Annotated in this window: 15 protein-coding genes and 1 pseudogene; 13 read left to right on the top strand and 3 right to left on the bottom strand. The window is 73.3% G+C overall.

Annotated features, from left to right (window positions below; translation table 11 throughout):
• Positions 1-422: 422 nt before the first annotated feature.
• Positions 423-926: a hypothetical protein gene (locus OG618_RS08185; RefSeq protein WP_329486629.1), complete on the bottom strand. Its 504-nt coding sequence runs from the start codon at positions 924-926 to the stop codon at positions 423-425.
• A 212-nt stretch (positions 927-1,138) separates the two neighbouring features.
• On the opposite strand from OG618_RS08185, the gene OG618_RS08180 reads away from it, so the two are divergent.
• Positions 1,139-3,271, top strand: a complete 2,133-nt coding sequence (locus OG618_RS08180; RefSeq protein ID WP_329486628.1) for a hypothetical protein — start codon at positions 1,139-1,141, stop codon at positions 3,269-3,271.
• A 282-nt stretch (positions 3,272-3,553) separates the two neighbouring features.
• Here OG618_RS08180 and OG618_RS08175 read toward each other — a convergent pair whose 3' ends face one another.
• Positions 3,554-3,772: a hypothetical protein gene (locus OG618_RS08175; RefSeq protein WP_329486626.1), complete on the bottom strand. Its 219-nt coding sequence runs from the start codon at positions 3,770-3,772 to the stop codon at positions 3,554-3,556.
• A gap of 708 nt (positions 3,773-4,480) precedes the next feature.
• Here OG618_RS08175 and OG618_RS08170 point away from each other — a divergent pair.
• Positions 4,481-4,672, top strand: a complete 192-nt coding sequence (locus tag OG618_RS08170) for a helix-turn-helix transcriptional regulator (protein ID WP_329486625.1) — start codon at positions 4,481-4,483, stop codon at positions 4,670-4,672.
• A gap of 59 nt (positions 4,673-4,731) precedes the next feature.
• Here the strand turns inward: OG618_RS08170 and OG618_RS08165 are convergent, their stop codons facing one another.
• A complete protein-coding gene (locus tag OG618_RS08165) occupies positions 4,732-5,886 on the bottom strand; it encodes a tyrosine-type recombinase/integrase (protein ID WP_329486624.1) in 1,155 nt (384 codons plus the stop codon).
• 92 nt (positions 5,887-5,978) lie between these two features.
• Between OG618_RS08165 and OG618_RS08160 the strand changes: the two are divergent.
• From OG618_RS08160 to OG618_RS08105, 11 genes and pseudogenes are all read left to right on the top strand, one after another.
• Positions 5,979-6,143: pseudogene (locus OG618_RS08160) on the top strand (pirin family protein); the annotation flags it as partial.
• Between the two features lie 429 nt (positions 6,144-6,572).
• Entirely contained in the window at positions 6,573-7,673 is a 1,101-nt protein-coding gene (locus OG618_RS08150; protein WP_329486623.1) for a PP2C family protein-serine/threonine phosphatase, read from the top strand.
• A 434-nt stretch (positions 7,674-8,107) separates the two neighbouring features.
• On the top strand, positions 8,108-9,475 hold the full coding sequence (locus OG618_RS08145; protein ID WP_329486622.1) for an MFS transporter: 1,368 nt from the start codon (positions 8,108-8,110) through the stop codon (positions 9,473-9,475).
• Positions 9,476-9,526: 51 nt separating this feature from the next.
• Positions 9,527-10,813, top strand: coding sequence for a non-ribosomal peptide synthetase (locus OG618_RS08140; protein ID WP_329486621.1), 1,287 nt, complete (start codon positions 9,527-9,529; stop codon positions 10,811-10,813).
• Positions 10,814-11,310: 497 nt separating this feature from the next.
• Positions 11,311-14,427 carry a non-ribosomal peptide synthetase gene (locus OG618_RS08135; RefSeq protein WP_329486619.1) on the top strand — a complete coding sequence of 1,039 codons (3,117 nt, stop codon included), beginning with the start codon at positions 11,311-11,313 and terminating at the stop codon, positions 14,425-14,427.
• A gap of 14 nt (positions 14,428-14,441) precedes the next feature.
• Positions 14,442-15,617 (top strand): acyl-CoA dehydrogenase family protein, encoded by a 1,176-nt coding sequence (locus tag OG618_RS08130; protein ID WP_329486618.1) that lies wholly within the window; start codon positions 14,442-14,444, stop codon positions 15,615-15,617.
• Between the two features lie 24 nt (positions 15,618-15,641).
• Complete coding sequence (locus tag OG618_RS08125) at positions 15,642-17,456, top strand: amino acid adenylation domain-containing protein (protein ID WP_329486617.1); 1,815 nt, start codon at positions 15,642-15,644, stop codon at positions 17,454-17,456.
• A gap of 64 nt (positions 17,457-17,520) precedes the next feature.
• Positions 17,521-19,344 (top strand): non-ribosomal peptide synthetase, encoded by a 1,824-nt coding sequence (locus OG618_RS08120; RefSeq protein WP_329486616.1) that lies wholly within the window; start codon positions 17,521-17,523, stop codon positions 19,342-19,344.
• Positions 19,341-22,163, top strand: coding sequence for a condensation domain-containing protein (locus tag OG618_RS08115; protein ID WP_329486615.1), 2,823 nt, complete (start codon positions 19,341-19,343; stop codon positions 22,161-22,163). Before OG618_RS08120 ends, OG618_RS08115 begins: the two co-directional genes overlap by 4 nt.
• Before the next feature lie 320 nt (positions 22,164-22,483).
• On the top strand, positions 22,484-23,242 hold the full coding sequence (locus tag OG618_RS08110; RefSeq protein ID WP_329486614.1) for a phytanoyl-CoA dioxygenase family protein: 759 nt from the start codon (positions 22,484-22,486) through the stop codon (positions 23,240-23,242).
• Positions 23,239-24,144: an AraC family transcriptional regulator gene (locus OG618_RS08105; protein WP_329486613.1), complete on the top strand. Its 906-nt coding sequence runs from the start codon at positions 23,239-23,241 to the stop codon at positions 24,142-24,144. The genes OG618_RS08110 and OG618_RS08105 overlap by 4 nt, the downstream gene beginning before the upstream one ends.
• Positions 24,145-24,148 lie beyond the last annotated feature (4 nt).

The raw sequence follows: 24,148 nt of genomic DNA, 5'->3' as shown, positions 1-24,148 counted from the left end.
CTCAAGGCCGGTGCCGGCCAGGGTTGCGATCTTCTCCGCGTCTCCTGACAGCAACGTAATCCGGTCAGCGTGGTACTGGTCCGGTGCGGTCGGCGCGGGGCAATATAGGCCCGAGCAGTTCCATTTGATGGAGGCCAGAACCATGTGCGCCTTGTGTACAGTGACGGGCAGCTCTATTGTGTGGCCGCCCGCCGCCTGTTCCACCACCGCCAACTCCGCCGCACCGACACAGTCGTGCGCCACCAATGCGTCTATCGACTCCAGCGTCATTGCACTGGTCTCGGCCAACTCAAGGGCGTACTGCCCGACGGCCCTCAGCGATTCCTCCCGATACGCGAGCAGGCCTGCCTGCTGCAAGGCCCGTACCGCGGCGATTTGTAGGGCTGTCTCCATGCTGGCCTCCGGTGGGTGGCTCAGCGGCATCACGACGCGATCGCTGCGGCCGCGATGCACACCAATCCGTAACTCAAGCTCCAGATGGCAAGGGTGAAGAGGAGGTTCGACACCGCTCGGGTCCGTCGACCAGGTAGGGAGAAGGTGCACAGCGACACGAGTAACAGGCCCGCGCAGACACCGAAAGCGAGTGAGCCGATGCCGACTTTCGCCGTGATCAGAATTGGTTGACCCTTGTTGAAGGTGAAGACCAAACCGAGGACGACTCCCTGCACCGTGACGAGCAGCGTGCCTGACGTCGACATGGCCTGAGCCGCCCGATCCGGCTCGGCGAGCAGACTGACGACCGTCCCGCCGCTCGCCGTGATCTCTCCCTCGTCACGCTCCGCGAGCTTCACCCACCACAAGGCGGTTGCCCGGTACACCGCGATCAGGGTGGTCAGGATGGCGGTCGCGACGACCAGGCTTATCGCAGCGCCCTCCGCGATCAGGACGACCGTACTCACCCCGGTTGCGAAAATGCCCAGCGACATTGCGTGCGGCACCACACGACCCCAGTTGGGCTCGTGCGGTCGGTGCAGCCGAAGACGAGGGAACACGTTCCATGTTCTGGCAGCGGGCGGTTGATCGCCACCTGAGCCTAGGTTGCCAGATTGCCCGGGGAGCGTTCGACTGGAGTGTAAGGAATGCGTCCGCTGGACGCCCCGGCCGCTGACGGGCGAGGTGAGAAGGAGTGGTGCTCTCCGTGGACGTCAACGGATTTGCTGACCAGTTACCGAGAGTCGACAGCCGGACCTTTCCAGTGGAGGACTCAACCAGAGGGCTGAAATTCGTCAGAGACGTTCAGCCTGACTTCGTCTCGCCTCGGCTCGCGGAGGACGGCGACCCAAATGCTGCAGCCGCTGCGGTCCTTATCGTGGCCCCGGCAGCGGCGGGCAAGACGACGTGCTCCCGGGCGATAGCGGCGCGATGCGGTGCACCCCTAGTCGATCTGGCCGGACAGCGGGTGGGTGCCACCGACTTTACGGGGATACTGGCCGAGGCGCTCGGCATGGTAGCTGCCGGACAATTCCGCGACCTGCTGCGGAGTAACAATGCCGCCATTGTCCTGGATGCGCTCGATGAGACGTCGCTCCTCTCCGGCGAGCTCAACCTCCAAGCCTTTCTGCAGGGAATTTGCCGGGTTCTCCGGGGTTCCGTCGGCCTGGGCAACGTCGTCATGCTCGCGCGCCTGGATACGGCGGACTGGGTGATCGACACCTTCAAGCAGGAGGGCCTGCCCCTTCGCCGCTTGTCGGTTGAGTATTTCTCGAAAGGCGAGGCAGAGAAGTACATCGACCTGAAGCTCGATCGGCTGTATAAAGGGGCGCTCGTGCACCGGGATAATCCCAAGCCTTATCGCGCGGTGCGGGAAATGGTGCTCGGGAGAATCGCCAGAGGATTGGGTGTGGCAACCGGCGACTACTGGGGCGATGAGAGCGCCTGGCGTTTTCTCGGATACTCTCCGGTGCTCGATGCCATCGCCTCTTACCTGTGCGTTCCAAACTTCTCCGATATGATTGGGAGCCTTGCCGGCGACACGCCTTCGACGCCAGAATCTGTTCCGGAATGGCAGATTATCAAGACCCTGACGGAGGATCTGTTGGTGCGGGAGAAGGGAAAGTTCCTGGACGCGTGGCAATACGAGGACATGGTTTCCAAGGATATGTTCGACGCCCAGGCTCTGGCCTACAACCCGCTGGAGCAGTGTGTGCGACTGCTGTCCCTTGTGGAGGCGGAGAGCACCGACGTCGATCTTCCGGCACTCCTCCCGGAACCTCTCAAGGAGACATACCGGGAGCAGGTGGCCCAACAGCTGCGCCTCCACCCGTTCGTCACGACCGACCGGCAGTACGTGAATGGAATCTTCCGCGACTACATGTACGCCATGGTGCTCAGCGACCAGATCGTCGACCAGGTCGGCGGACGAGTGATCCGGCAGCTGAGGCAGGCGGACAGCCTCCCCTCTCCCGCCCTAGCCCCGTTCATTGTGGAGATGGTGAACTCCTCGGACACCGGTACCGGTGCGTTTCCGGCGGACCGGTGCGATCTGCTGATCTCTTCACTCGCGGCTCGACGGGACAGTGCTCTGGAATACGAGTTTGCTATCGGTGCCGATAAGGAGACCGGCGAGCTGCAGGTCCGGCGAGCCGCGAGGGGCCGGCGCCCCGACGACGCCCGGGTTCCCCTTCAGGTGGCCGGGCGCAGTCTGCGTCTGCCGAGTCGCTGTCAGGGCCTTTCGGTGGACTACGCGGGGACTGTCGAGATCGTTGCCCCGGGCCAGGTGGTGAAGCTCGGACCGTCCGTCTCCATCAGGGCGGAGTGCCTCTCGATCGAGGCCGGTTCGCTGTATGTCGAGTCCACGGAGGACGGACCGGTGTCTATCGACAGTGAGCTCGTCATCTCCGACTATTCGCTTCACGTCCGTACGTTCGGCGGCGGGGTGTTCTCCGTGGCCGGGGCGGAGATCGAAGGATCTCTTCTCAACCACCGGGCTCCCCGCGTGCCCGGGGAGGTCGCTCTCGGCGATTACTTCTATACGCTCAGGCGAATACTCGCGCGTTTCCGGAGTACCGTCCACCTGGGGAGTAGCAGGAGGCTATCCGCCAACCGGGCGCAGCTGGACCGGTACGTGATCCGGGGGGATCCGAAAGCCGCCAGAATAGTCGAATGCCTGGAGCGTTTGGGAATGCTGTCGACGGACGGTGAGAGCTTTCTTCTGGATATCGACCGGCTGGGCGCGGCCGGAATCAATCACGTCGATGTGCGGAACTTTCGGGCGACTCCGGAGATCATGTCCTTCCTACAGAACCATATGGTCTCCGGGAGCGCTGCCTGAGCGCTATGACTCGCCGGCGCCGGGAGGTCCTGCCGTCCGGCTTGACGCTCATGCCAGGGCGGAGCATCGAAGCGTCTCCTGGTGGTGACGTGAGGCAAGACTCCGAAGGCTTGGTTGTCCGCAGCCTCTCACGGACTGGGTGTCATGAGGTGGCATCACGCGTCATTCGCGGCGGATGGGGAAGGCCCTGACCTGCGAGATTCGGCGTGGTGGCAAGTGCGCCGTACTGCGTGCTCGCTCAAGCCGACGCAAGGGTAGTGATCCGGGACGCTGAGTGCGGGGTCATGCACGGGCCTCGTAGCGCGCGCCGGGCCTCGGCCAGCTGGAGTCCATGAAGTCGGGATGGTCGATCCGGTGAAAGCAGCGCACCAGGAACTCGGTGAACGTCCCGGCCGTCTCGAACCACTTGCCCTCGTCACTGCTGATGATGATCCGCCACTCGGTGGGATCGTCCTCGACGCGCGGAAGAAGTACCGGCTGCCGTGTTCGTCGCTTCCCCACGGCAGTAGAACGCCTGATCGGACGTCGGACTCGTCCACCTCCCAGCAGCCGTCGGCGATCTCCCCGTACCAGGCTGGACGCTCAGGTGGGGGTCCCCAGTAGCGCTCCAGCTCGGCAGGTGTTGTGTCCATCGGCCGGTTGATCGTCAGGTAACCGTCCACCGAGCCGGGGTCGTACAGATCGAGGAACGCCTTGAGGTCGGCCGGCAGCCGGAAACCGAGGTACAGCTCACTGGCATCCCAGATCGCGGGCCTGGCCGAACCCCAGCATGCGGGTTCCCCGAGCAGCGCGCGTAGCTGCTCCAGAGCGGTTCGGCCCTCCGAGCGGGGGCGGAAGCGGCCCGAGTGGGTGCCCATGCCCCGCGCGGGCCGCTCCACCGGTTCATCTGTTCGTCAGCCCAGCGGGTCGACGTCAAACGGGATCCGATACCCGAGTTCGTCCGGGCCCGGAGGAGGACCAGCCGTACGGTCAGCTGCTCGGCGTCCGCCGGAACGGCTGGCGGAGATGCTTCCGTCCGCGTGGAGGCGGTCGGCGCTGAGACCGCGTGCGCCGCCATAGTCGAGGTAGCGGGTGCTGATGTGATCGGTGTTCTAATCAGGGCCGCGTCTGCCCGTTATCGCGAAGTTCCGGCCCGGCCAAATCGCTGCCTGACCGGAAGGTTGGGGTGGTGGGACCCGGTAGCGGTCCCTAGTCGTCGAAGGAGGACCTGTGCCCGGGCAGTTCATGAGCGTCAAGGAGACCGCGGAGTACCTGAACATGTCCGTGGCGTGGGTGTATCGGGAAGCGCCCCGGGTCGGACTGGTGCCATACAGGTTCGGGGTTGGGCGCAACGGAAAGCTTCAGTTCAAGGTGTCCGAGGTTCAGGCGTGGGTGAAGCAGCAGCGGCTGCTGGGTGGCTGAGTCCGTAGGAATGCTCCGTGCAGGCCCTGCCCCGGTTCGGGGGCAGGGCCTCCGCGTGTTCAGGCGGCGAGGCCGAGGTCGAGGACCTGGGCGGCTCGGCCGATGGAGCCGGGCATGAGGTGGCGGTAGATTTTGAAGGTGATGTCGAGGCTGCGGTGGCCCATCCATTCGGCGACGTCGGTGATCGGGATGTTGTGGGTGAGGCAGTTGGATGCGAAGAAGTGGCGGAAGCCGTAGACGACCATGCCTTCGGGGATCTCGACGGTGCCGTCCTGCTTGATCCGTCGCCACTGGTTGTCGAGGTAGTGGTTGGGCAGGGGCCTGCTCAGGTCCTTGGGGTGCCGGAGCAGGTAGCCGTCGACGGTGCCGTACTTGTCCGCGTACCACTCGATGCTGTGCTTGACCCGGGCGGGGAGGGGGACGTCGCGGTAGTCGCCGGCCTTGCGGTGCTTGAGGGGTGCGTAGGTCTTGGTGGTCTGGTTGACCTGTTCGGTGATCCGGTAGATGTCGTCGGCGACGATGTTGTTGAGGTTGACGGCCAGGGCTTCGCCGTTGCGCATGCCGCAGCCGCTCATCAGGTCGGCGACGAGGAGGAACATGTCGTCGCCGGCGGCGCGTATCTCTTGGAGCTTGGCGGGGGACGGGATGACGGTGCGCTTGGGGTCGTACTGCGGGGGCTTGACGCCGGTGAGCGGGTTGTCGTCGTAGAGGCCGAGCCGGTGGGCGTCCAGGAGGATTGCCTTCAGCTTGTCGAAGGCGTTGGCCTGGGTGGCGAGGCCGGTGCCGTTGCGCTCCATGGTCTGGATGAACGCCTCGACGACCTTGTGGTCGAAGGTGCCCATCCGCCGGCTTCGGAAGGCGGGGTAGAGGTGGTGCTCCAGCAGTGAGTCGAGGTGCCGTACGGAGGCCGGGCTGAGGTCGCGCTGGCTGGGCTTCCACTCGGCGACGTAGTCGCCGAACTGCATCGGGCCGTACTTCTGGATGCGTTCCGCCTTGCGCTGGCTCTGCGGGCTGTTCTTGCGGGTCTGGTAGACCTCGGCGAGGCGGGCCTTGGCCTTGTCCTGGGTGGTGAAGCCGGACTCCTCGCTCTGCTTCCCGGCTGCGTTGCGGAAGCGGATCTTGTACTCGTGCGGGCAGCGCGACCACCGTGACTCGGGGTGTTCGCACTCCTTGAAGACGCTGCCCATGCCGCGGATGAGGTTGGTGGTTGCCATGGTTTTCGACCTCCGGGCGCCTTGCTGACCTTTTGCTGACGCTGGATGGTCGATCACGCCCCTGACCTGGGACGAAACGGCAGAACCGTGATATGTGGTGGAACTTCATCGGCCGATCCGGTGAGGAGATCCTCCAGGCCCGCGAGGACTGGATGACCACCACCCGCTTCGGCGAGGTCCACGGCTACGACGGCGCCCGGCTCCGCGCCCCGGAACTCCCCGCGCTGCCCCTCAAGCCACGGGGACGGGTGCGCTGACCCGCTGCCACGGGTACCGCCGGAGGCATCGGTTCGCCGCTCCGACGACCACCGGGTCAGTGCCTGCGGTCGGGCAGGGTGGCGCGCACGCGGAAGCCGCCGTCGGTGGTGGGGCCGCTGGTCAGGGTGCCGCCGAGGTTCTCGGCGCGTTCGTGCAGGCCGATGAGTCCGTGGTGGGCTGGGCAGTTGGAGGCCGGGTCGGGTGGGTGAGGACCTGCGGCAGGTAGGAGAGCGGGGAGGGCGGTGGGGTGACGTCTGCCGGCGGGGTGCGCCGCCCGCCGGCCGGGTGGGGCGTCGGCGCTTCACGAGGCGTCCGTCCTTCGGCGCTCACCGCCCGGCGACGTCATCCGTCGTGCGAGTTCCGACGGCACGTGGCTACGATCGGAGGGAGCCCTTCCGGATGGTGGTGAGACGGAAGCCAGGTCGCCGATGCCCCCGAGGTCCGTGCAGTGGCCGCCGTATGTGCGGGTCGCGCCGTGGTTGCTGATCGTCGGCGGGCTGGTGTGGAATTCGCTGGATCCGGCCGACTACTGGGGTGACCCGTTGCTGGCCGCCGCCGCCGTGTTGTCCGGGGCGCTGCTGACCTTGCGGGACACCTGTGCGGTCGGACTGGCCAATGTGACCGGGATCCTGGTGCTGTCCACCCAGGACGGGTCGATCGGGACCGCCGACGGGTTCCTGGAGCTGGCCAACACGGCCTTCGCCGCCCTGCTCGGGGTCGGGGTGAACCGTGTGGTGGCCCGGCACGGGCGGCGGCTCGCGCGGGTGCGGTCGGTGGCGGAGGCGGCGCAGCAGGCGGTGCTGCCGGAGCCGCCGGGGCGGGTGGGGGAGCTGTCGGTCGCGGCCTCCTACCACGCGGCCCAGGACGAGGCGCTGATCGGCGGGGACGCCTACGCGCTGCAGACCACCCGCTTCGGCGTCCGGGTGCTGATCGCGGACGTGCGGGGCAAGGGGCTGCAGGCGGTGGGGGCGGTCTCGGTGCTGCTGGGGGCCTTCCGGGAGGCCTCGCACCGGGTGGCGGACCTGGCGGCGCTCGCGGACGCGCTGGAGGACTCGCTGCTCCGGGAGGCCGACCAGATGAGCGAGGAGCTGCGGATGGAGGGGTTCATCACGGCGCTGCTGGTGGAGCTCCCGCTGGGGGAGGGGGTGGTGCGCACGCTCGACTGCGGGCACCCCGGCCCGTACCTGCTGAGCGCCGACGCCCGTCTCGCGCCGCCCGTGCTGCGGTTGGACGCGGCCGACCCGGGGCTGCCGCTGGGGATGGGCGGCCTGGGGGTCGCGCGGCCCGCGCCGGAGAGCCGGCCGTTCCCGCCCGGGTGCACGCTGCTGCTGGTGACCGACGGGGTGACCGAGGCCCGGGATGCGGCGGGGGAGTTCTACGACCCGGTGCTCGGGCTGGCCGGGCTGGGGCCGGTCGCCGGGCCGGGCGAGGTGCTGGACGCGCTGGTGGCCGATGTCGAGCGGTGGACCGGCGGTCCGCGGGACGACGACATGGCGGTGCTGGCGATCACCCGTCGGTCGGAGGACTGAGGGCGCGGCAGGTCGGGTGGACGGGTCGACATACGGACGGGTGGACATGCGGACGGGTCGACATGCGGACGGGCGGACGGGTCGATGGGTCGACGCGGCCACCGTCGGTCACGCCCATATCACGGTGGGGTGACGTCCTCGCGGTACTCCACGGAATCCGGCCAAGTTGAGCGGTGGCGTCCGATGGCCGGAAAGTAGGGGTCCGAATATCGGACGGAGAAATGGACGGCCGACCGTCGACGGGCCCCGGGTGCTCCTCGGCCCGTGCCGCCTAGGCCGACCGGCCGCGGGGGCCCCGCGCCCGGGCCATAAGGGCGCGTAAGAGGCCTGCAAGGGGTGGTCGGGGGAGTGGCGGGATCCGGCCGAACGGCGGTTCGTCCGGAAACGGACCCGGTGGTTGCCCGGTGTCGAAGGGGTGACGGAAAGTCGAACCAATGAACGAGAAGCCTCACCCCCGTCGGGCCCGTCTGTTCGGCCACCGCGACTTCCGGCTCCTGCTGACCGGCGCCGCGGCGGCCCAGACGGGCAGTCAGGTCACGCTGGTCGCGCTGCCCTTGGTGGCGGTGGTGGTGCTGGACGCCACCCCGTTCGAGGTCGGCCTGCTGACCGCCGCCGAGACCGCCGCCTTCCTGCTGGTCGGACTGCCGGCCGGAGCCTGGCTGGACCGGATGCGCAAGCTTCCGGTGCTGATCCGCGCCGACCTCGTGCGCTGCCTGGCGGTCGGGACGATCCCGCCGGCGGCGGCGCTCGGGGTGCTGACCATGCCGCAGCTCTACCTGGTGGCGCTGGTCACGGGGGTGGCGACGGTGTTCTTCGACGTCGCCCACCAGTCCTTCCTGCCCGCCGTCCTGCCGCGCGAGCAACTGGTCGACGGGAACGGGGCGTTGGAGACGGTCCGGTCCTCGGCGCAGATCGCCGGACCGGGCCTCGGCGGCGGACTGGTCCAACTGCTCGGCGCGCCGCTCGCCATCGTGGCCGACGCCTTCGGCTACCTGGTCTCCGCACTGCTGCTCGCCCGGATCCGGGTCGAGGAGCCGCTCGCGGAGCCGGAGCCCGGGCGCTCGCTGCGCGCCGAGGTGGGGGAGGGCGTCCGGTTCGTGCTCGGGCACCCGCTGCTGCGGGCGATCGCGGCCGCCACCGCGGTGTCCAACCTGTTCGCGGCCGTGCTGATGGCCGTGCAGACCGTCTTCTGGGTGCGGGTGCTCGACCTGGCGCCGGGGGCCATCGGCGTGCTGCTGTCGGTCTCCGCCGTCGGCGGGCTGGCGGGCGCGCTGTGCGCCGGCCGGCTGGCGCGGTGGGTCGGACAAGCCCGGCTGATCTGGCTGTCCACGCTGGTGACGGCGCCGTTCGCGGTGCTGTGGCCGCTGTCCGACGGCGGCCTGGGCGTGGTGCTGTTCGGCCTCGCCTCCGGGGTGGTGCTGTTCGGGGCGGTCGCCTACAACGTCGCCCAGGTCAGCTTCAGGCAGAGCGTCTGCCCGCCGGAGCTGCTCGGCCGGATGAACGCCACCATGCGCTTCCTGGTGTGGGGCACGCTGCCGATCGGCGCGCTGGGCGGCGGCATCGTCGCCGACTCGGCCGGGCCGCGGGCCGCGCTCTGGCTCGGCGCGGTCGGGTTCCTGCTCGTGCCGGTGCCGCTGCTGCTGTCGCCGCTGCGGCGGATGCGCGAGCTGCCGGGCGGCCCGGACGGTACCGGGTCGCCCGCCGCCGGCGGGGACGCCACCGCGACCACACCCGACAGCGCCGCCGGGGGCAGCCCCGATCGCGCCGCCGAGGAGCCCGCCGTGAGCCCCAGCACCCACTGACCGACCCCAGACCTCCTGCCGAGCCGCGACCGGAAACCGGAGACCGTTCCCGTGCACGCCAGCATCACCTCCGCCTACCTCGCCCGGTACCGCAGCGCTGCCGCGGACTCCCCGGCTGACCTGCTCCCACTGACCGGAGCCCAGCGACGGTTCCTGATCACCCGTCGACTCGCGCCGCACGACCGCTCCGACGTCGTCCCGCTGTTCTTCGCCTACCCGCGGGGCACCCTCGACGTGGAGCGGCTGGCCCGCGCCGCGGCCGCGGTCGCCGCCCACCACCCGGCCCTGTCCGGCGGCTTCGCGACCGTGCGCGGCACACCCGTCCTGCGGGTCGGCGGCCCCTCGGCCGAGGCCGCCCGGATCACCGTCGCCCCCGGCGACACGGCCCGCGCGGCGCTGCGCCGGGCCCTGCTGGACCGCCCCGCAGGCGGCCCCGCGCTGCGCCTGCTGGTGGCCCGGGACCCGGACGGCGAGGAGGAGCTGCTCGCCCTCGCGCTCGACCACGCGGCCTGCGACGAGCAGTCGCTCGGGGTGCTCACCGCCGAGCTGAGCGAGGCCTACGAGGGCGGTGACGCCCCGGCGGCGGGCCCCGGCCCGCAGGCGCTGGCCGACTACCGCCAGGCCGTCGAACTCCAACTGGCCGCCGAGGACGCCGCCGGCGGGACCGCCGCCCAGGCCCACTGGAGCCGTCGGCTCGGCGCCCTGACCGGGGCTGGCGGCGGCGCGGCCACGTCCACCGGGATGCTCACCGAGCGGCTGCCCGCCGCCGAGGGCGCCGCCCGCGGCGCGGTCTTCCCGGCCCTGCTGGACGCCGTCGGGGCCGCCGCGCACCGGCTGCACCCCGTGGACGGGCCGCTCGCGCTCGGCTACCCGTGGGGCGGCCGCCCGCCCGGCGCGCCCGCCGCGCTCGGCTGCTTCCTCAACACCCTGGTGCACCCGGCCGGTCCGACCCCCACCGACGACCTGGACGCCCTCGCCGACGCCTGGTGGGACGACCTCGACCACGCCGGCACCCCGTTCGACGAGGTGGTGCGCGCCGCACGGACCGCGGGGGCGGCCTGGTCGGGCGCGCTGGACGCCATGCTCACCCTGGAGGACCTGCACCGCCGCCCGCCGCTGGTGCTCGGCGGCACGCCCGGCCGGGAGACCCACCTGGCCGGACGACCGCTCGCCGCCCCGCTCGCCGTCTCCGCCTCGCACGGCGACGACCTGCTGGTCCGGCTCGCCTGGGACAGCGACCGCTTCGCCGAGACCGACGCCCACGCCGCCTTCGCCGACCTGCTCGCCGTCCTGCGGCAGCACCTCTACGCCCGGCCCCGCCCGGGCGCGCTCGCCTGATCCGTCTCCGGGGTACGGCGTCTGACGTTCCGGCGGACACCGGCGCCTGACCTGCCGCCGGTATCCGGCGGCCGACCTGGCGCGGGACTCCCACAGCCGGGCCGCCGGGTCCGAACGCGCCCTCCCCGGCCGGGGCTCGCGCCGCGCCGCTCCCGCGCCCCACCGCTCCCGTGCCGCACCGCTCCCGCGCCCCACCGCGAGGGCCCGACCTCCCACGGCCCGACCTCGCACGGCCCGACAGCCCGTTGCCGGCCCCCACGGCCCGACCTCCCGCGCCCTCCCGCGCGGGCCTGAGCTCCCCCACCGGATCCGCCTCGCCGGATCCACCGCGCCTGGACGCGCGGGCCCTGACGGGCCCGACCGTGCAGATGCCCCGACCCGGGACCGCACCGTCACCTCGGTGCGCCCCGGTCACCAGCCGGACCGGGACCACCCCACGCCCGCCGCCGGCGCCACCACCGACGTGCCGACAAGCCCACCACACAAGGGAACCGCCCATGTTCGCACTCTCTCCGTCGCAAGAGATCGTCTGGCTGCACGAACAGATGCTGCCGGGCAGCCGCGCCTACAACTTCACCGCCGTCCTCGACCTGTACGGCACCCTCGACCGGGACGCGCTGCACGCGGGTCTGACCGCCGTCCTGGACCACCACCCGGGCCTGCGCCTGGAGTTGGTGCCCCGGCCCGAGGGCCTGCCCGGCCAGCGGGTCGCCGAGGGGTGTCGGCCGGAGCTGCGCCACAGCGACTTCACCGCCGAGGACGACCCGGACGCCGCCTTCCGGCGACTGCTCGCCGCCGAGGCCGAGGAGCCGGTGGACACCGAGCGGGCGCCGGTGCTGCGCTGGCACCTGGTCCGGATCGCCGAGCAGCACCACCGGCTGATCCACGTCGAGCACCACCTCGTCCACGACGGCCACTCCTTCGCGATCCTGCTGCGCGACCTGTTCACCGTCTACCGCGCCCAGGTCCTCGGCGAGCCCTACGAGCTGCCCGCCGCCCCCTCGTACGAGGAGCACGCGCGGACCGCCGCCGACGTGTCCCGCGAGCGCGCACTCGACTTCTGGACCAAGGAGCTGGCCGACGCGCCGCGCGAGGTCACGCTGCCCGGGCTGGCCCGGCCGGGCGCCGAGCGCCGTCACCGGGGCGGCCAGCTGCGCCAGTCGATCGGCGCCGACCTGGCCGAGCGGCTGCGCGAGCGCAGCAAGGCGGACGGCCACACCCCGTTCAGCACCATGCTCGCCCTGCTCGCCGAGCTGCTGCGCAGGCACAGCGGGCACCGCGAGCTCGTGGTCGGCACCGCCGTCGGCAACCGCCCGGAGGGCTTCGAGGGCACCGTCGGCATGTTCGTGAACACCGTGCCGCTGCGCCTGCGGCTCGGTCCCGCCGCGCCCGGCACCGAGGCGGTGGACGAGGTGACCGACGTCCTGATGCGCGCGCTGCCGTACCAGGACCTGCCGGTGCAGGAGCTGACCCGCCGCCTGGGCCTGCACACCAGCGGCGCCGACAACCCGCTGTGGAACGTGATGTTCAGCGCGCACGACGCGGCGCTGCCGGACGTCCAGGCTCCCGGGCTGGAGGTCTCGCTGTACGAGGGCTTCAACACCGGCACCACCCGCTTCGACCTCGACCTGGTGCTGCTGCCCGACGACCGCCGGGTGGTCGGCGAGAAGCACGGCGTCGCCGGCATGACCCTGGTCTGGGACTACGACGCGGACCTGTTCCGCGAGTCCGAGGCCGTGCTGCTGTCCGAGCGGCTGCTGGAGCTGCTGCGCTGCTACCTCGACCGCCCGCTGGCGCCGATCGCCGAGCTGGCCCCGGCGCCCGCGGCAGAGCCGCCCGCCACCGCGCCCGCGGACGCCCCGGCCGTGCCCGCCGACGCCCCGGCGTTGCTCGACCCGGCCGCCGCCCACGATCCGAGCGCACTCGCCCTGCTGGCCGGCAGCGAGCGGATCAGCTACGGCGAACTCGACCGCCGCGTCGCCGCGCTGGTCGAGCGGCTGCGCGCCGCCGGGGTCGCCCCGGGTCAGCCGGTGGCCACCGTCCTGCCGCGCGGCGCGGACAGCGTGGTCGCCCTGCTCGCCTGCCTGCGTCACGGCGCCGTCTACGCGCCGCTGTCCACCGAGGACCCGGCCGCCCGGCTCGGCCTGCTGCTGGAGCGGCTGAGCCCGGCCCTCGTCCTGGCCACCCGGCAAAGCGCCCTCGCGCTGCCCGCCGAGGGTGTCACCCCGGCGCTCCTGGACGGCCCGGCGTTCCCGAAGGCCGAGCCCGCCGAGGCCCTGGACGGCGCCGCCTACCTGATCCACACCTCCGGCTCCACCGGTGTGCCCAAGCCCGTCCGGGTCGGCCGTGCGGCGCTCGCCGGCTACGTCGCCGCGATCGCCGCGCGCTACGAACTCACCTCCGCCGACCGGGTGCTGCTGTTCGCCCGGCCGTCCTTCGACGTGGCGCTGGAGGAGGTGCTGCCCGCGCTCGCCGTGGGCGCCGCCCTGGTCGTGCCGCAGCGCGAGGTGCCCACCGGGCCCGAGCTGGTGGCCGTCCTCGCCGCCCGCGGCGTCACCGTCGCCAACCTGCCGACCAGCTACCTGCTCGCCGTCCGCGAGGACCTGTGCGAGGCGCTGCGCGACGACCGCTGGTCGCCCCGGCTGCTCGTGCTCGGCGGCGAGCGGCTGCCCGCCCGGGCGCTCGCGGACCTGATCGAGCACACCACCGTGCTGAACGGCTACGGCGTCACCGAGGCCACCGTCACCTCCACCGTGTACCAGGTGACCGCCGCCGATGTCGCCGAGGACGCCGAGGTCCCGCTCGGCACCGAGCTGGACGGCGTCCGGATGTACGTCCTGGACGACACCCTGCGCCCGCTGCCGGCCGGCTGCGTCGGCGAACTCGTCGTCGCTGGGCCGATGCTGGCCGACGGCTACCTCGGCCTGCCGGAGCCGACCGCCGCCCGCTTCGTCAGCGTCCCCGCGCTCGACGGCGCCCGCGTCTACCGCACCGGCGACCGCGGCTACCGCGACCTGGACGGCCGGCTGTGCTTCCTCGGCCGCGCCGACAACCAGGTCAAGCTCCGCGGCCACCGCATCGAGCTGGAGGAGATCGAGGCCGCCGCCTCCGCCGAACTCGGCGGCCGTTCCTGCGCGGTGGTGCTGCACACCGACCCGCAGACCGGTCCCCGGCTGCTCGGATTCCTGGAGGGCACCGACCGCCCCGACCAGGCCGGCCTGCACGAGGCGCTCGCCCGCCGGCTGCCCGGCGGACTCGTCCCGGCGAGCTGGACCGCCGTCGCGGCGATGCCGACCCTGCCCGGCGGCAAGCCCGACCGCGCCGCCCTCGCCCGGCTGGCGGACGAGGCCGAGGAGGCCGCCGATGCGGAGACCGTGCCGAGCGCCTTCGCCGACCCCGCCCAGGAGTTGATCGCCGCCGCCTGGCGCGAGGTGCTCGGCCACGACCGCTTCTCCGCGGACTCGCACTTCTTCGAGGTCGGCGGCCACTCGCTGCTCGCCGCGCAGCTCGCCGCCCACCTGGAGCCGCACCTCGGCAGCCGGCCGCCGCTGCGCACCCTGTTCCGCCACGCCGTGCTGGCCGACCAGGCCCGCGCCCTCATCGGCCAGAAGTGAAAGGCGGCACCGAGATGACCGCGCCCTCCGCCGTCCTGGAAGACGGCCACCGCGAACTCGTCGAGGCCTTCGAGAGCTTCGTCCGCCGCGAACTCGTCCCGCTGGCAGCCGAGTTGCCCGAGACCGCCGACCAGGTGCCGGGCGACCTGCGCAGCTACGTCCGCAAGCGCTCCGCCGCGCTCGGCTTCTACGCCGGCGACTACCCGGAGGAGCTCGGCGGCTCCGGCATGCCGTTCACCGCCGTCGTCCTGCTGCACCACGCCGCCGGGCGCAGCGGCTGCGTCCTGGCCCCGTACGCGCTGGCCGGCTCCGACGGTCCCAGCCCGCTGCTGCGCCACGGCACCCCCGAGCAGATCGAGCGCCACCTGATCCCGCTGGTGCGCGGCGAGCAGACCCGCTGCCTCGCCCTCACCGAGCCGCACGCCGGTTCCGACGCCTTCCGGCTCACCACCACCGCGCGGCGCGACGGCGACCGGTGGGTGCTGAACGGGCGCAAGACCTTCGTCAGCAACGCCGAGCACGCCGGGATCGCGCTGGTCGTGGCCGCCACCGACCTCGGCGACGGCGCCGGTCCCACGACCGGGTCCACCGCCTTCGTGCTGCCGATGGACCAGCCCGGGCTGCGGATCGGCCAGCGCTATGAGGGCATGTCCGGCGAGCCGCTGTTCGAGCTGCTCCTCGACGGGGTCACCGTCGGCCCGGAGGCCGTGATCGGCGGCGAGGAGGGGGTCGGCGCCGCCACCGCCCTCGCCATGGACAGCCTCTCGCGCGGCCGCCTGGTGGTCGCCGCGATGTGCAACGGCATCGCGGAGTACGCGCTGCGCATCGGCGTCGAGTACGCCAGGGACCGGCGTGCCTTCGGCCGGGTGATCGGCGAGTACCAGCACGTCCAGGAGCACCTGGTGTCGACCCGGGCCGAGGTCGAGGCCTCCAAGCTGCTCACCCTCGCCTGCGCCCGGCTGGTCGACGAGGGCACCGAGTCGCCCGAGAACGCCGCGCTCGCCAAGCTCACCGCCTCCGAGACCGCGGTGCGGGCGGTCGACCGCTCGCTCCAGGTGCACGGCGCCACCGGCTGGGTGCGGGGCCACCCGCTGGAGTTCCTGTACCGCTACGTGCGGATGACCACGATCATCGAGGGCACCTCCGAGGTGCAGAAGGTCATCATCGCCCGCTCCATGGGCCTGAACTGACGGTTCGTCAAGACTGAGGAGACCATGATGGAATCCCTGAGCGTCGCATCCGGCCGTCCGTACCGGGACGGCGCGATCCTCGACCTGTTCACCAGCTGGGCGCAGCGCACCCCGGACGCCCCCGCGCTGATCGACGGCGAGCGGACCTACAGCTACGCCGAGCTCGACCGCCTCACCGACAGAACGGCCGAAGCCCTGCGCGGCAAGGTCGGCCCGGGCGACCTGCTCGGCGTCTGCCTCGGCCACTCGGTGTCGCTGGTGGCCGTCACCCTGGCCGCCGCCAAGCTCGGCGCCGTCCACCTGCCGCTCGGTCCGCGCCCCGGCGAGCGCCGGCTGCGGGCCGTCGCCGAGCAGCTGCGACCGGCCTGCCTGGTCGGCGAGCCGGACCTGCTGCCGCCGGGTGGCGAACGCCTCGCGCTGGACCTGCCCACCGAGGGCGTGGTGGCCGCCCTGGCGTCCGGCACGCAGGTGCCCGTCCCGGCCGGCACCCACTACGCGGTGCTCACCTCCGGGTCCACCGGCACCCCGAAGGCCGTCGCCGTCACCGGGCCCGCGCTCGGCGCGATGCTGCGGTGGTACCGCGAGCTGACCGGCCTCGGCCCCGGCGAGCGGCACAGCCTGCTGATCGGCGTCGCCTTCGACCCGCACGTGATGGAGCTGTGGGCCGGTCTCACCTCCGGCGCCGCCCTGGTGGTGGCCCCCGAGGCCGTCCGCTGGGACTCCGGCGCGCTCACCGACTGGTGGGGCGAGGCCGGCATCACCGTGGCCGTCCTGCCCACCCCGCTGGCCGAGCCCGTCCTGGGCCGCCCGTGGCCCGCCGGGCTGGCGCTGCGCCACCTCACCGTCGGCGGCGACCGGCTGCGCCGCGCCCCCGGGCCGGACGTCACCGCCACCGTCCACAACGCCTACGGCCCCGCCGAGGCCACCGTCACCACCACCGTGCACACGATGGCCCCCGGCGGCGACCACGGCGACGGCGCACCGCCGATCGGGCTGCCGATCGCGGGCGCGGTCGTGCTGGTCACCGACGAGGACGGCCGGCCGGTGCCGCGCGGCGTCTCCGGTGAGCTGCGGATCGGCGGGCGCGGCCTGGCCGCCGGGTACCTCGACCCCGAGCTGACCGCCCTCCGCTTCCTCGATGCCCCCGAGGGCGTGGACGGCACCGACCGGGTCTACCGCACCGGCGACCGGGTCGTCATGCGTGCGGACGGGGTGCTGGAGTTCCAGGGCCGCCTGGACGACCAGGTCAAGGTCAGCGGTGTGCGGATCGAACCCGCCGAGGTCGAGGCCGCGTTCGAGCGCGACCCGCGGGTGCGCCGGGCGGTCGTGGCCGCCGAGCAGGCGCCCGCCGGTGGCGTCCGGCTGCTCGCCTTCGTCCAGGTGGGCGAGGGCGGGGAGGCCGGCGGGGCCGCCTCCGAGGGCGGCATCGACCCGGCGCGGCTGCTGGACGCCGTCCGGCCCTGGCTTCCCGAGCAGGCGGTGCCCTCCGCCGTCCGGTTGGTGGACCGCTTCCCGCTGGACGCCAACGGCAAGGTGGACCGCCGGGCGCTGCTGGCCGCGGTGCCACCGGAGCCCGCGGCGGCGGAGCAGGGCGACACCCCCGCCGAGCGCACCGTACTGAAGCTCTGCCGTGAGCTGATCGGCCGTGCCGACCTCGGCCTCGCCGACAACTTCCTCGCCTCCGGCGGCAATTCGCTCGCCGCCGCCCGACTGCTGGAGGCGCTCGAAAGCGCGTACGGGATCCGGCTGCGCGCACCCCTGGTGCTGCGCCAGCCGGACCTGCGGGCCGTCGCCCGACTGGTCGAGGAGCGGGCGGCCGCCCCGGCCGCGACCGCCTGACCCTCCCGCACCGCCTCACTGGGGCGCCCCGGCCGTACCGCCGGGGCGCCCGGAAGGGAATACCATGACCATCGCGACCTTGCCCGCGCTGATCGCCCAACAGGCCGAACGGCAGCCCGACGCGCTCGCCGTGACCGACGGCTCCACCGTCCTCACCTACCGCGAACTCGTGGACGCCGCAGCCAGGTTGGCCGCCGTCCTGACCGCCCGGGGAATCGGCCCCGGCAGCGCCGTCGGCCTGCTCTGTGCCCGCTCCACCCGCCTGGTCGTCGCCCAGCTCGCGATCTGGCGCACCGGCGGCCACGTCCTCCCGCTCGACCCGGCCTACCCGCGCCCGCGCATCGCCGAGATGACCGCCGACGCCGGAGTCCGGCTCGTCCTCGGCGACAAGGCGCTGCTCGCCGAGGCCGGCCTCACCGAGGACCGGACCCTCGTGCTGACCGAGCACGGCACCGACGCGACCGGGGCGGTGGCGCCTGACACCGCCGACCCGGCCGCGCCCGCCCTGGTCTTCTACACCTCCGGCTCCACCGGGCGGCCCAAGGGCGTGCTCGTCCCGCACGGCGCCGTCACCGACCTGGTCACCGCCCCGGACGCCATCGCGGTCGGCCCGCGCGACCGGGTGCTCTTCCACTCCGCCGTCACCTTCGACGCCTCCACCTTCGAGCTGTGGGCCCCGCTGGCCCGCGGCGCCGCCGTCGCCGTCTCGCCGGCCGACCGGCCGACCGCGGAGGACCTGGGCCGTGACGTCGAGCGGTTCGGCGTCACCACCCTGCTGCTCACCAGCGCGCTCTTCCACCACCTCGCCGCCCGGCAGTCGCGGATCTTCGGGGTGCTGCGCACCCTGGCGGTCGGCGGCGAGGTGCTGTCGCCCGAGCACGCGGGCTCGGTGCTGCGCGCCTTCCCGTGGCTCGAACTGGTCAACGTCTACGGACCGACCGAGGCCACCACCTTCACCACCCTGCACCGGGTCACCCAGGCCGACTGTGCCGGCGCCGTTCCGATCGGCCGGCCCTTCGGCGGTGCCCGCGTCCTCGTCCTGGACGAGCGGCTCGCGCCGGTCCCGCCGGGCACCGTCGGCGAGCTGTGGATCGCCGGTGAACGCCTCGCCCAGGGCTATGTCAACCGGCCCGAGCTGACCGCCGAGCGCTTCCGCGAGCTGCCGGACGTCGGGCGTGCCTACCGCAGCGGCGACCTGGTGCGCGAACTGCCCGACGGCACGCTGGAGTTCCACGGCCGTACGGACGAGCAGGTCAAGGTGCGCGGCTTCCGGATCGAACCGGGCGAGGTCGAGCACGCGCTGCTGCAGCTCCCCGAGGTCGCCGAGGCGGCCGTCGTGGTCCGTAGGGCCGGGCAGGACGACGCCGCCCTCACCGCCTGCGTCGTCCTCGCCGAAGGCGCCGGCCAGGCCGTCGGGACGCTGCGCGCCCGGCTCGCCGAGCGACTGCCCGCCCATCTGCTGCCCACCGCCTGGACGGTGCTCGCCGCGCTGCCGCTGACCGGTGCCGGAAAGGTGGACCGGCGGGCACTGGCCGCCGCCGACGAGGTCGGGCAGCGCCCCGCCGAGCGCGTCGCGCTCACCCCGATCCAGCAGGTCGTCGCCGAGGCCTGGAGCCGGGCCCTGGAGCGTCCGATCACCGACCCGGCCGCCGACTTCCTCGCCGAGGGCGGCCACTCGCTGCTCGCCATGTGGGTCGTCGACGACCTGCGGGAGGACCTCGGCGTCGAGCTGTCGCTCGGCGACTTCCTCGACCACCCGACCGTCGCCGGGCAGGCGGAGCTGCTCGAACGGGGCCTGCGGGCCGCCGACGGCGTGGGCGGTGCGGGAGCTCCCGCCGCAACGGTCCCCGCCGCCGCTTCGGACGAGGCGCCGGGAGCGGGCCGGTGACCGCCGTCGACCAGGCCGACCTGCTGCGCCGCGCCCGTGGCCGGCGCAGCGCCGCCGCCCCGCCGCGCCGCCCGACCGTGCCCGACGGCCCGGCCCCGCTCTCGCACGCCCAGCAGCGGATGTGGCTGATGGACCACCTCGGCCAGGGCGGCGCCCTGTACAACGTCCCGATCGCCGCCCGGCTGCGCGGTCCGCTCGACCGGGCGGCCCTCGCCGCCGCGCTCACCGGGCTGACCGAACGGCACGCCGTCCTGCGCACCCGCTACCCGAGCCGCGCCGGACAGCCGTACCAGCAGACCGACCCGGTCGCCCCGGTGCCGCTGCCGGTCGTGGACGCCACGACGGACGAGGCGGCCGCGGTGCAGCTCGCCGCCGAGGCCGCCCGCCCGTTCGACCTCGCCACCGGACCGGTGCTGCGCGCCCTCCTGCTGCGGAACGGGCCGCAGGACCACACCCTGGTCCTGACGATCCATCACATCGCCGTCGATGGAGGCTCGCTGCCGGTCCTGGCCGCCGACCTGGCCGCGCTGTACGAGGCCGCTCGCGACGGCACGCCGCCCCGACTCCCGGCGCCGGGACCGCCGTACGCCGAGTACGCCCGCCAGGAGCGCGCCCGGGACGCCGAACTCACGGCCGCCGCCGACGCGCTCGCCGCCCGGCTGACCGGCGCCCGCCCGCCGGCGCTGCTGCGGGCCGTCCCGCCCGGCGCCCGCGAACGCCGGGCCGCGCTGCACGCCGCTCCGCTGGACCCCGCCGTCCTGGACCGCCTGCGCGGCCTCGGCGCCCGGCACGGCGCCACCCTGTTCACCGTCGTCCTGGCCGCCGCGTTCGCCACCCTGCGGACCGCCTCCGGGCAGGACGACCTCGTCCTCGGCTGTGCCAGCGGCCACCGCGCCCGGCCCGACCTGCGGCACACCGTCGGCCTCGCGGTCAACACCCTCGCCGTCCGGGCCGACCCGGCCGGAGACCCGTCGTTCGCGGAACTGCTGACCGCCGTACGGGGCGAACTGCTCGACGCCCAGCGGCACCACGACGTGCCGTTCGACCTCGTGGTCGAGCGGCTCGGCGCGGCCGCCCGCGGCACCGACGGCACCCCGCTGCTGTCGGTCACCTGTGACCTGATCCAGCCCGCCGCACCGCTGACGCTGCCGGGCCTGACCTCCGAGAACGTCGAACTCGACCTGGGGCTGGCCAAGTTCGGCCTGGCCCTGCTCGTCGAGGAGGGCCCCGCGCCGCGCTGCCTGGTGCAGCACGACCGGGACGTGCTGGACGAGGCCACCGCCGTCCACCTGCTCGACGCCTTCGCCGCCGTGCTCACGGCGGTGGCGGGGGAGGCGGACCCGCACCTGTCCGAACTGCCGGGACGCCTCCTGGCCGCCGCCGAACACCCGGTGGTGGAAGGCCTGCTGGCCGACCCCGGCGTGGTCGAGGCGGCCGTGATCGAGCGCGCCGACGGCCCGCCGCTCGCCTACGCGGTGGTCCGCGGACCGGTCGCCCCGACCGGCACCGAGCTGCGCGCCGCCCTGCGCGGACGCCTCCCGGCCGCCGAACTCCCGCACGCCGTCACCCTGGTGGACCGACTGCCGCGCCACCCCGACGGCGCCCCCGACCCCGCCCGGCTGCCGGGCGCCGCCACACCTCCCGGTGACGGACTGCCTCCGGACGGCCCGGTGGACACCGTCCGGGAGGCGTTCGGCGAACTGCTGGGCACCACCCCGCCCGCCGACGGCGACTTCTTCGCCCTCGGCGGCCACTCCCTGGTCGCCGTCCAGCTCGCCGAACGCCTGCGGATCCGCACCGGGCTGCCGCTCACCGGGCTCGACATCCTGGAGCAGCGCACCCCGCGCGCCCTCGCCGCGGTGCTCGCCAGCCGCGAGGACGAGCGCCGCGCGGCCCTCGCCCGGACCTCCGGCGCCCGCCCGCGCACCCGCTCCCGCACCGGCACCGTGCTGCTCACCGGCGCGACCGGCGGGGTCGGCGCGGCGGTCCTCCAGGAGCTGATGGCCCAGGGCAGGCCGGTCCGCGTGCTGGTCCGGCCCGAGTCCGCGCACCTGCCCGCCCTGAACGGCGCCGAGGTGGCGGAGGGCGACCTCGCCGACCCGGACAGCCTGCGGCGCGCCGTCGAGGGGGCGGACGCCGTGATCCACTCCGCCTGCACCTTCACCGACCACGCCACCGACCTCGCCGCGATGCGCGCCCTGGTCGACGGCTGGCGGGGCGGCGGCCCGTTCGTCTTCGTCAGCAGCATCGACGCGTACGGCCGCCCGACGGGCACCCGAGTCCCCGAGGGCAGCCCCAGCGGCGCGGCGGTCACCCCGTACGGGCAGGCCAAGCTGGACTGCGAACGGATCCTGTTCGAAGCCGCCGCCACCCGGAGCGGCCAGGCCACCGCCGTGCGCGCCCCGATCGTCTGGGGCCCGCACCACCGCCTGCGCGACCAGCTCCGCTGGGGCTCCACCGGCGCCCTCTACCAGGCCGCCCTGGCCGGCCGCCCGATCGCCCTCCCGGTGGCCGACCACTGGTACGGCGCCTCCTGGGTGCACGCCGCCGCCCTGGCCCGCGCCCTCGCCGCCTGCACCACGCCGGGGCACCCGGCGGCCGGCCGGGTCGTCAACGCGGTGAGCGGACACGTCTCCTGGGCGGAGTTCACCGCCGAACTGGTCCGCCTCCTCGGCACGGACAGCCCGATCACCACCGCCCCCGACACCGACGAGGAACTCCGCCGCCCCTGGCACTACCTGACCGAGACCCTGACCGCCCCCCTCACCCCCGAACCGGGCGAGGACTGGCGCACCGTCCTGGCGACAATGGTCGGCTGAGCCGGCCCACCGCATGCCAAGGAGCCCCGCCAGAACTCCTTCTGGCGGGGCTCCTTGGATCTGTTCCACGGCCGACGACCCCCGGTTCCTGGGCAACGCCGACCGGGTCGCCCACCGGGACGAAGTCGACGCCGTCGTGCGGGAGACCACCCCGGGCCTGAGCACCGCGGACCTCGTCGACCGGTTGGACGAGGCCCCGGCAGGCGTGTCCGTCCCGCGAACAGAGCCGTCCGCCACGTGTCTGTCACGGCCGCGGGCGAGTGCCTACCGTCGATCCCGAACCGGGCGGGAGCCTCCCGCCCGGGCGAAGGAGTGAGAGCGTGACGGTGACCGACCTCGCGGCCCTGGCCGAGCAGTACGCGGAGAACGGCTACGTACTGGTCAAGGGGCTGCTCGACCGCGCGGAGGCGGCGGAGCTGCGCCGCGGCGCCCACCGGCTGCTGGCCGCACTGGACACCGGCGAGGACCCGACCTGGGGTGCGGCGGCCGTCCTCGCGGGCGGCCGGCCGACCCGCATCCAGCACCTGCACGACGCGCAGTTCCATTCCGCGGCCTTCTCCCGACTGCTGGTGGACGAACGCTTCACCTCCGTCGCGGCGGCCGTGCTGGGCGGTCCGAACGTGCAACTGCACCACACCAAGCTGTTCGTGAAGCCCCCGGAGAACGGCTCGCCCTTCCCGCCGCACCAGGACCACCCGTTCTTCCCGCACACCCACCACCGGGTGGCCGCCGCGATCTTCCACCTGGACGACGCCCCGGAGGAGAGGGGCTGCGTGCGCATCGTCCCGGGCAGCCACCGGCTCGGCCCGCTGGAGCACGTGGAGGAGGGCAGTCACCACCTCCCGCAGGTGCCGTCGGCCTCGGCGCTGCCCCTGCCCGCCGAGGCCGGGGACGTGCTCTTCTTCTCCTACCTGACGATCCACGCCTCCGGGGTCAACACCAGTGAGGAGGCGCGGACCACCTGGCTGGTGCAGTTCCGCGACCCGGCGGATCCGCCGGCGGTCCGCACGCATGACCAGTCGCTGGGCCAGGGCATGATGCTGGCCGGGGTCGACCCCACGGGCAGGAGGAACGCTTGACGCTGGGACAACTGGCGCACGCCGGGGCGTTCGGCGAGCTCACCGGCGTCCTGCGGAGCTGCCCGGTGGACGACTTCCGAGCCGACTTCGTCCACCTGGGGTTCTATCCGACCTCGCCGTGGCGCAACTACTGGCACCGGCACTCCTTCTACGAGGTGTGCCTCGCCTACGGCGGCGCCGGCCGGTTCAGCACCGGCCAGGAGCACCACGAGATCGGAGCGGGGGACGTCTTCGTCGCCCGCCCCGGCGTGGTGCACGAGATCGAGTCGAGCCGCGCCGAGCCGCTCGGCATCGTCTACTGGGGGTTCACCCTCCGGGAGGGGCGGCCCGGGCCGCTGCCGGGCGAGCGCGGCTGGTGGTCCGGACTCACCGACCTGGCCGGGCCGGCGGTGTCGCGGAGCATCGGTTCGCTGGCCTCCCTGGTGGCCGCCCTCGCCGAACAGGCCGTCCCGCTGCGCTCCGGCTACCAGGCGGGGCTGACCGGTCTCGGCACCGCCCTGGTGGTGGAGACGGCCCGGGCCTTCGCCCCCGAGGAGGACCTGCGGGTGACGGCGAGCCCCGGTACCCGCCTCTCGCCACCGGTGGTGCTGATGCGGCGCTACCTGGCCGACAACCTGGCCCGACCCGTCACCGTCCGCGACGTGGCGGCCGCCGCGCACCTCTCCGCACGCCATGCCGAACGCCTCTTCCTGGCCGAGACCGGTTCCTCCCTGATGGCCTCGCTGCGCCGGATGCGGCTCGACCTGGCGGCGATGCTGCTCCTGGACTCCGCCACCGGCATCGCCGACATCGCCCGGTCCTGCGGCTACCTCGACACCCGCGCCTTCACCACCGCCTTCCGCCGCCACCACGGCCACCCACCCGCCGCCCACCGCACGCTCCGGGGCACCCTGCACCTCTGAGCCA

The sequence above is a fragment of the Kitasatospora sp. NBC_01246 genome (assembly GCF_036226505.1).
GTDB lineage: Bacteria > Actinomycetota > Actinomycetes > Streptomycetales > Streptomycetaceae > Kitasatospora.
The sequence above is the reverse complement of the archived record's forward strand: the minus strand, read 5'-3'. Positions and strand labels throughout refer to the sequence as shown.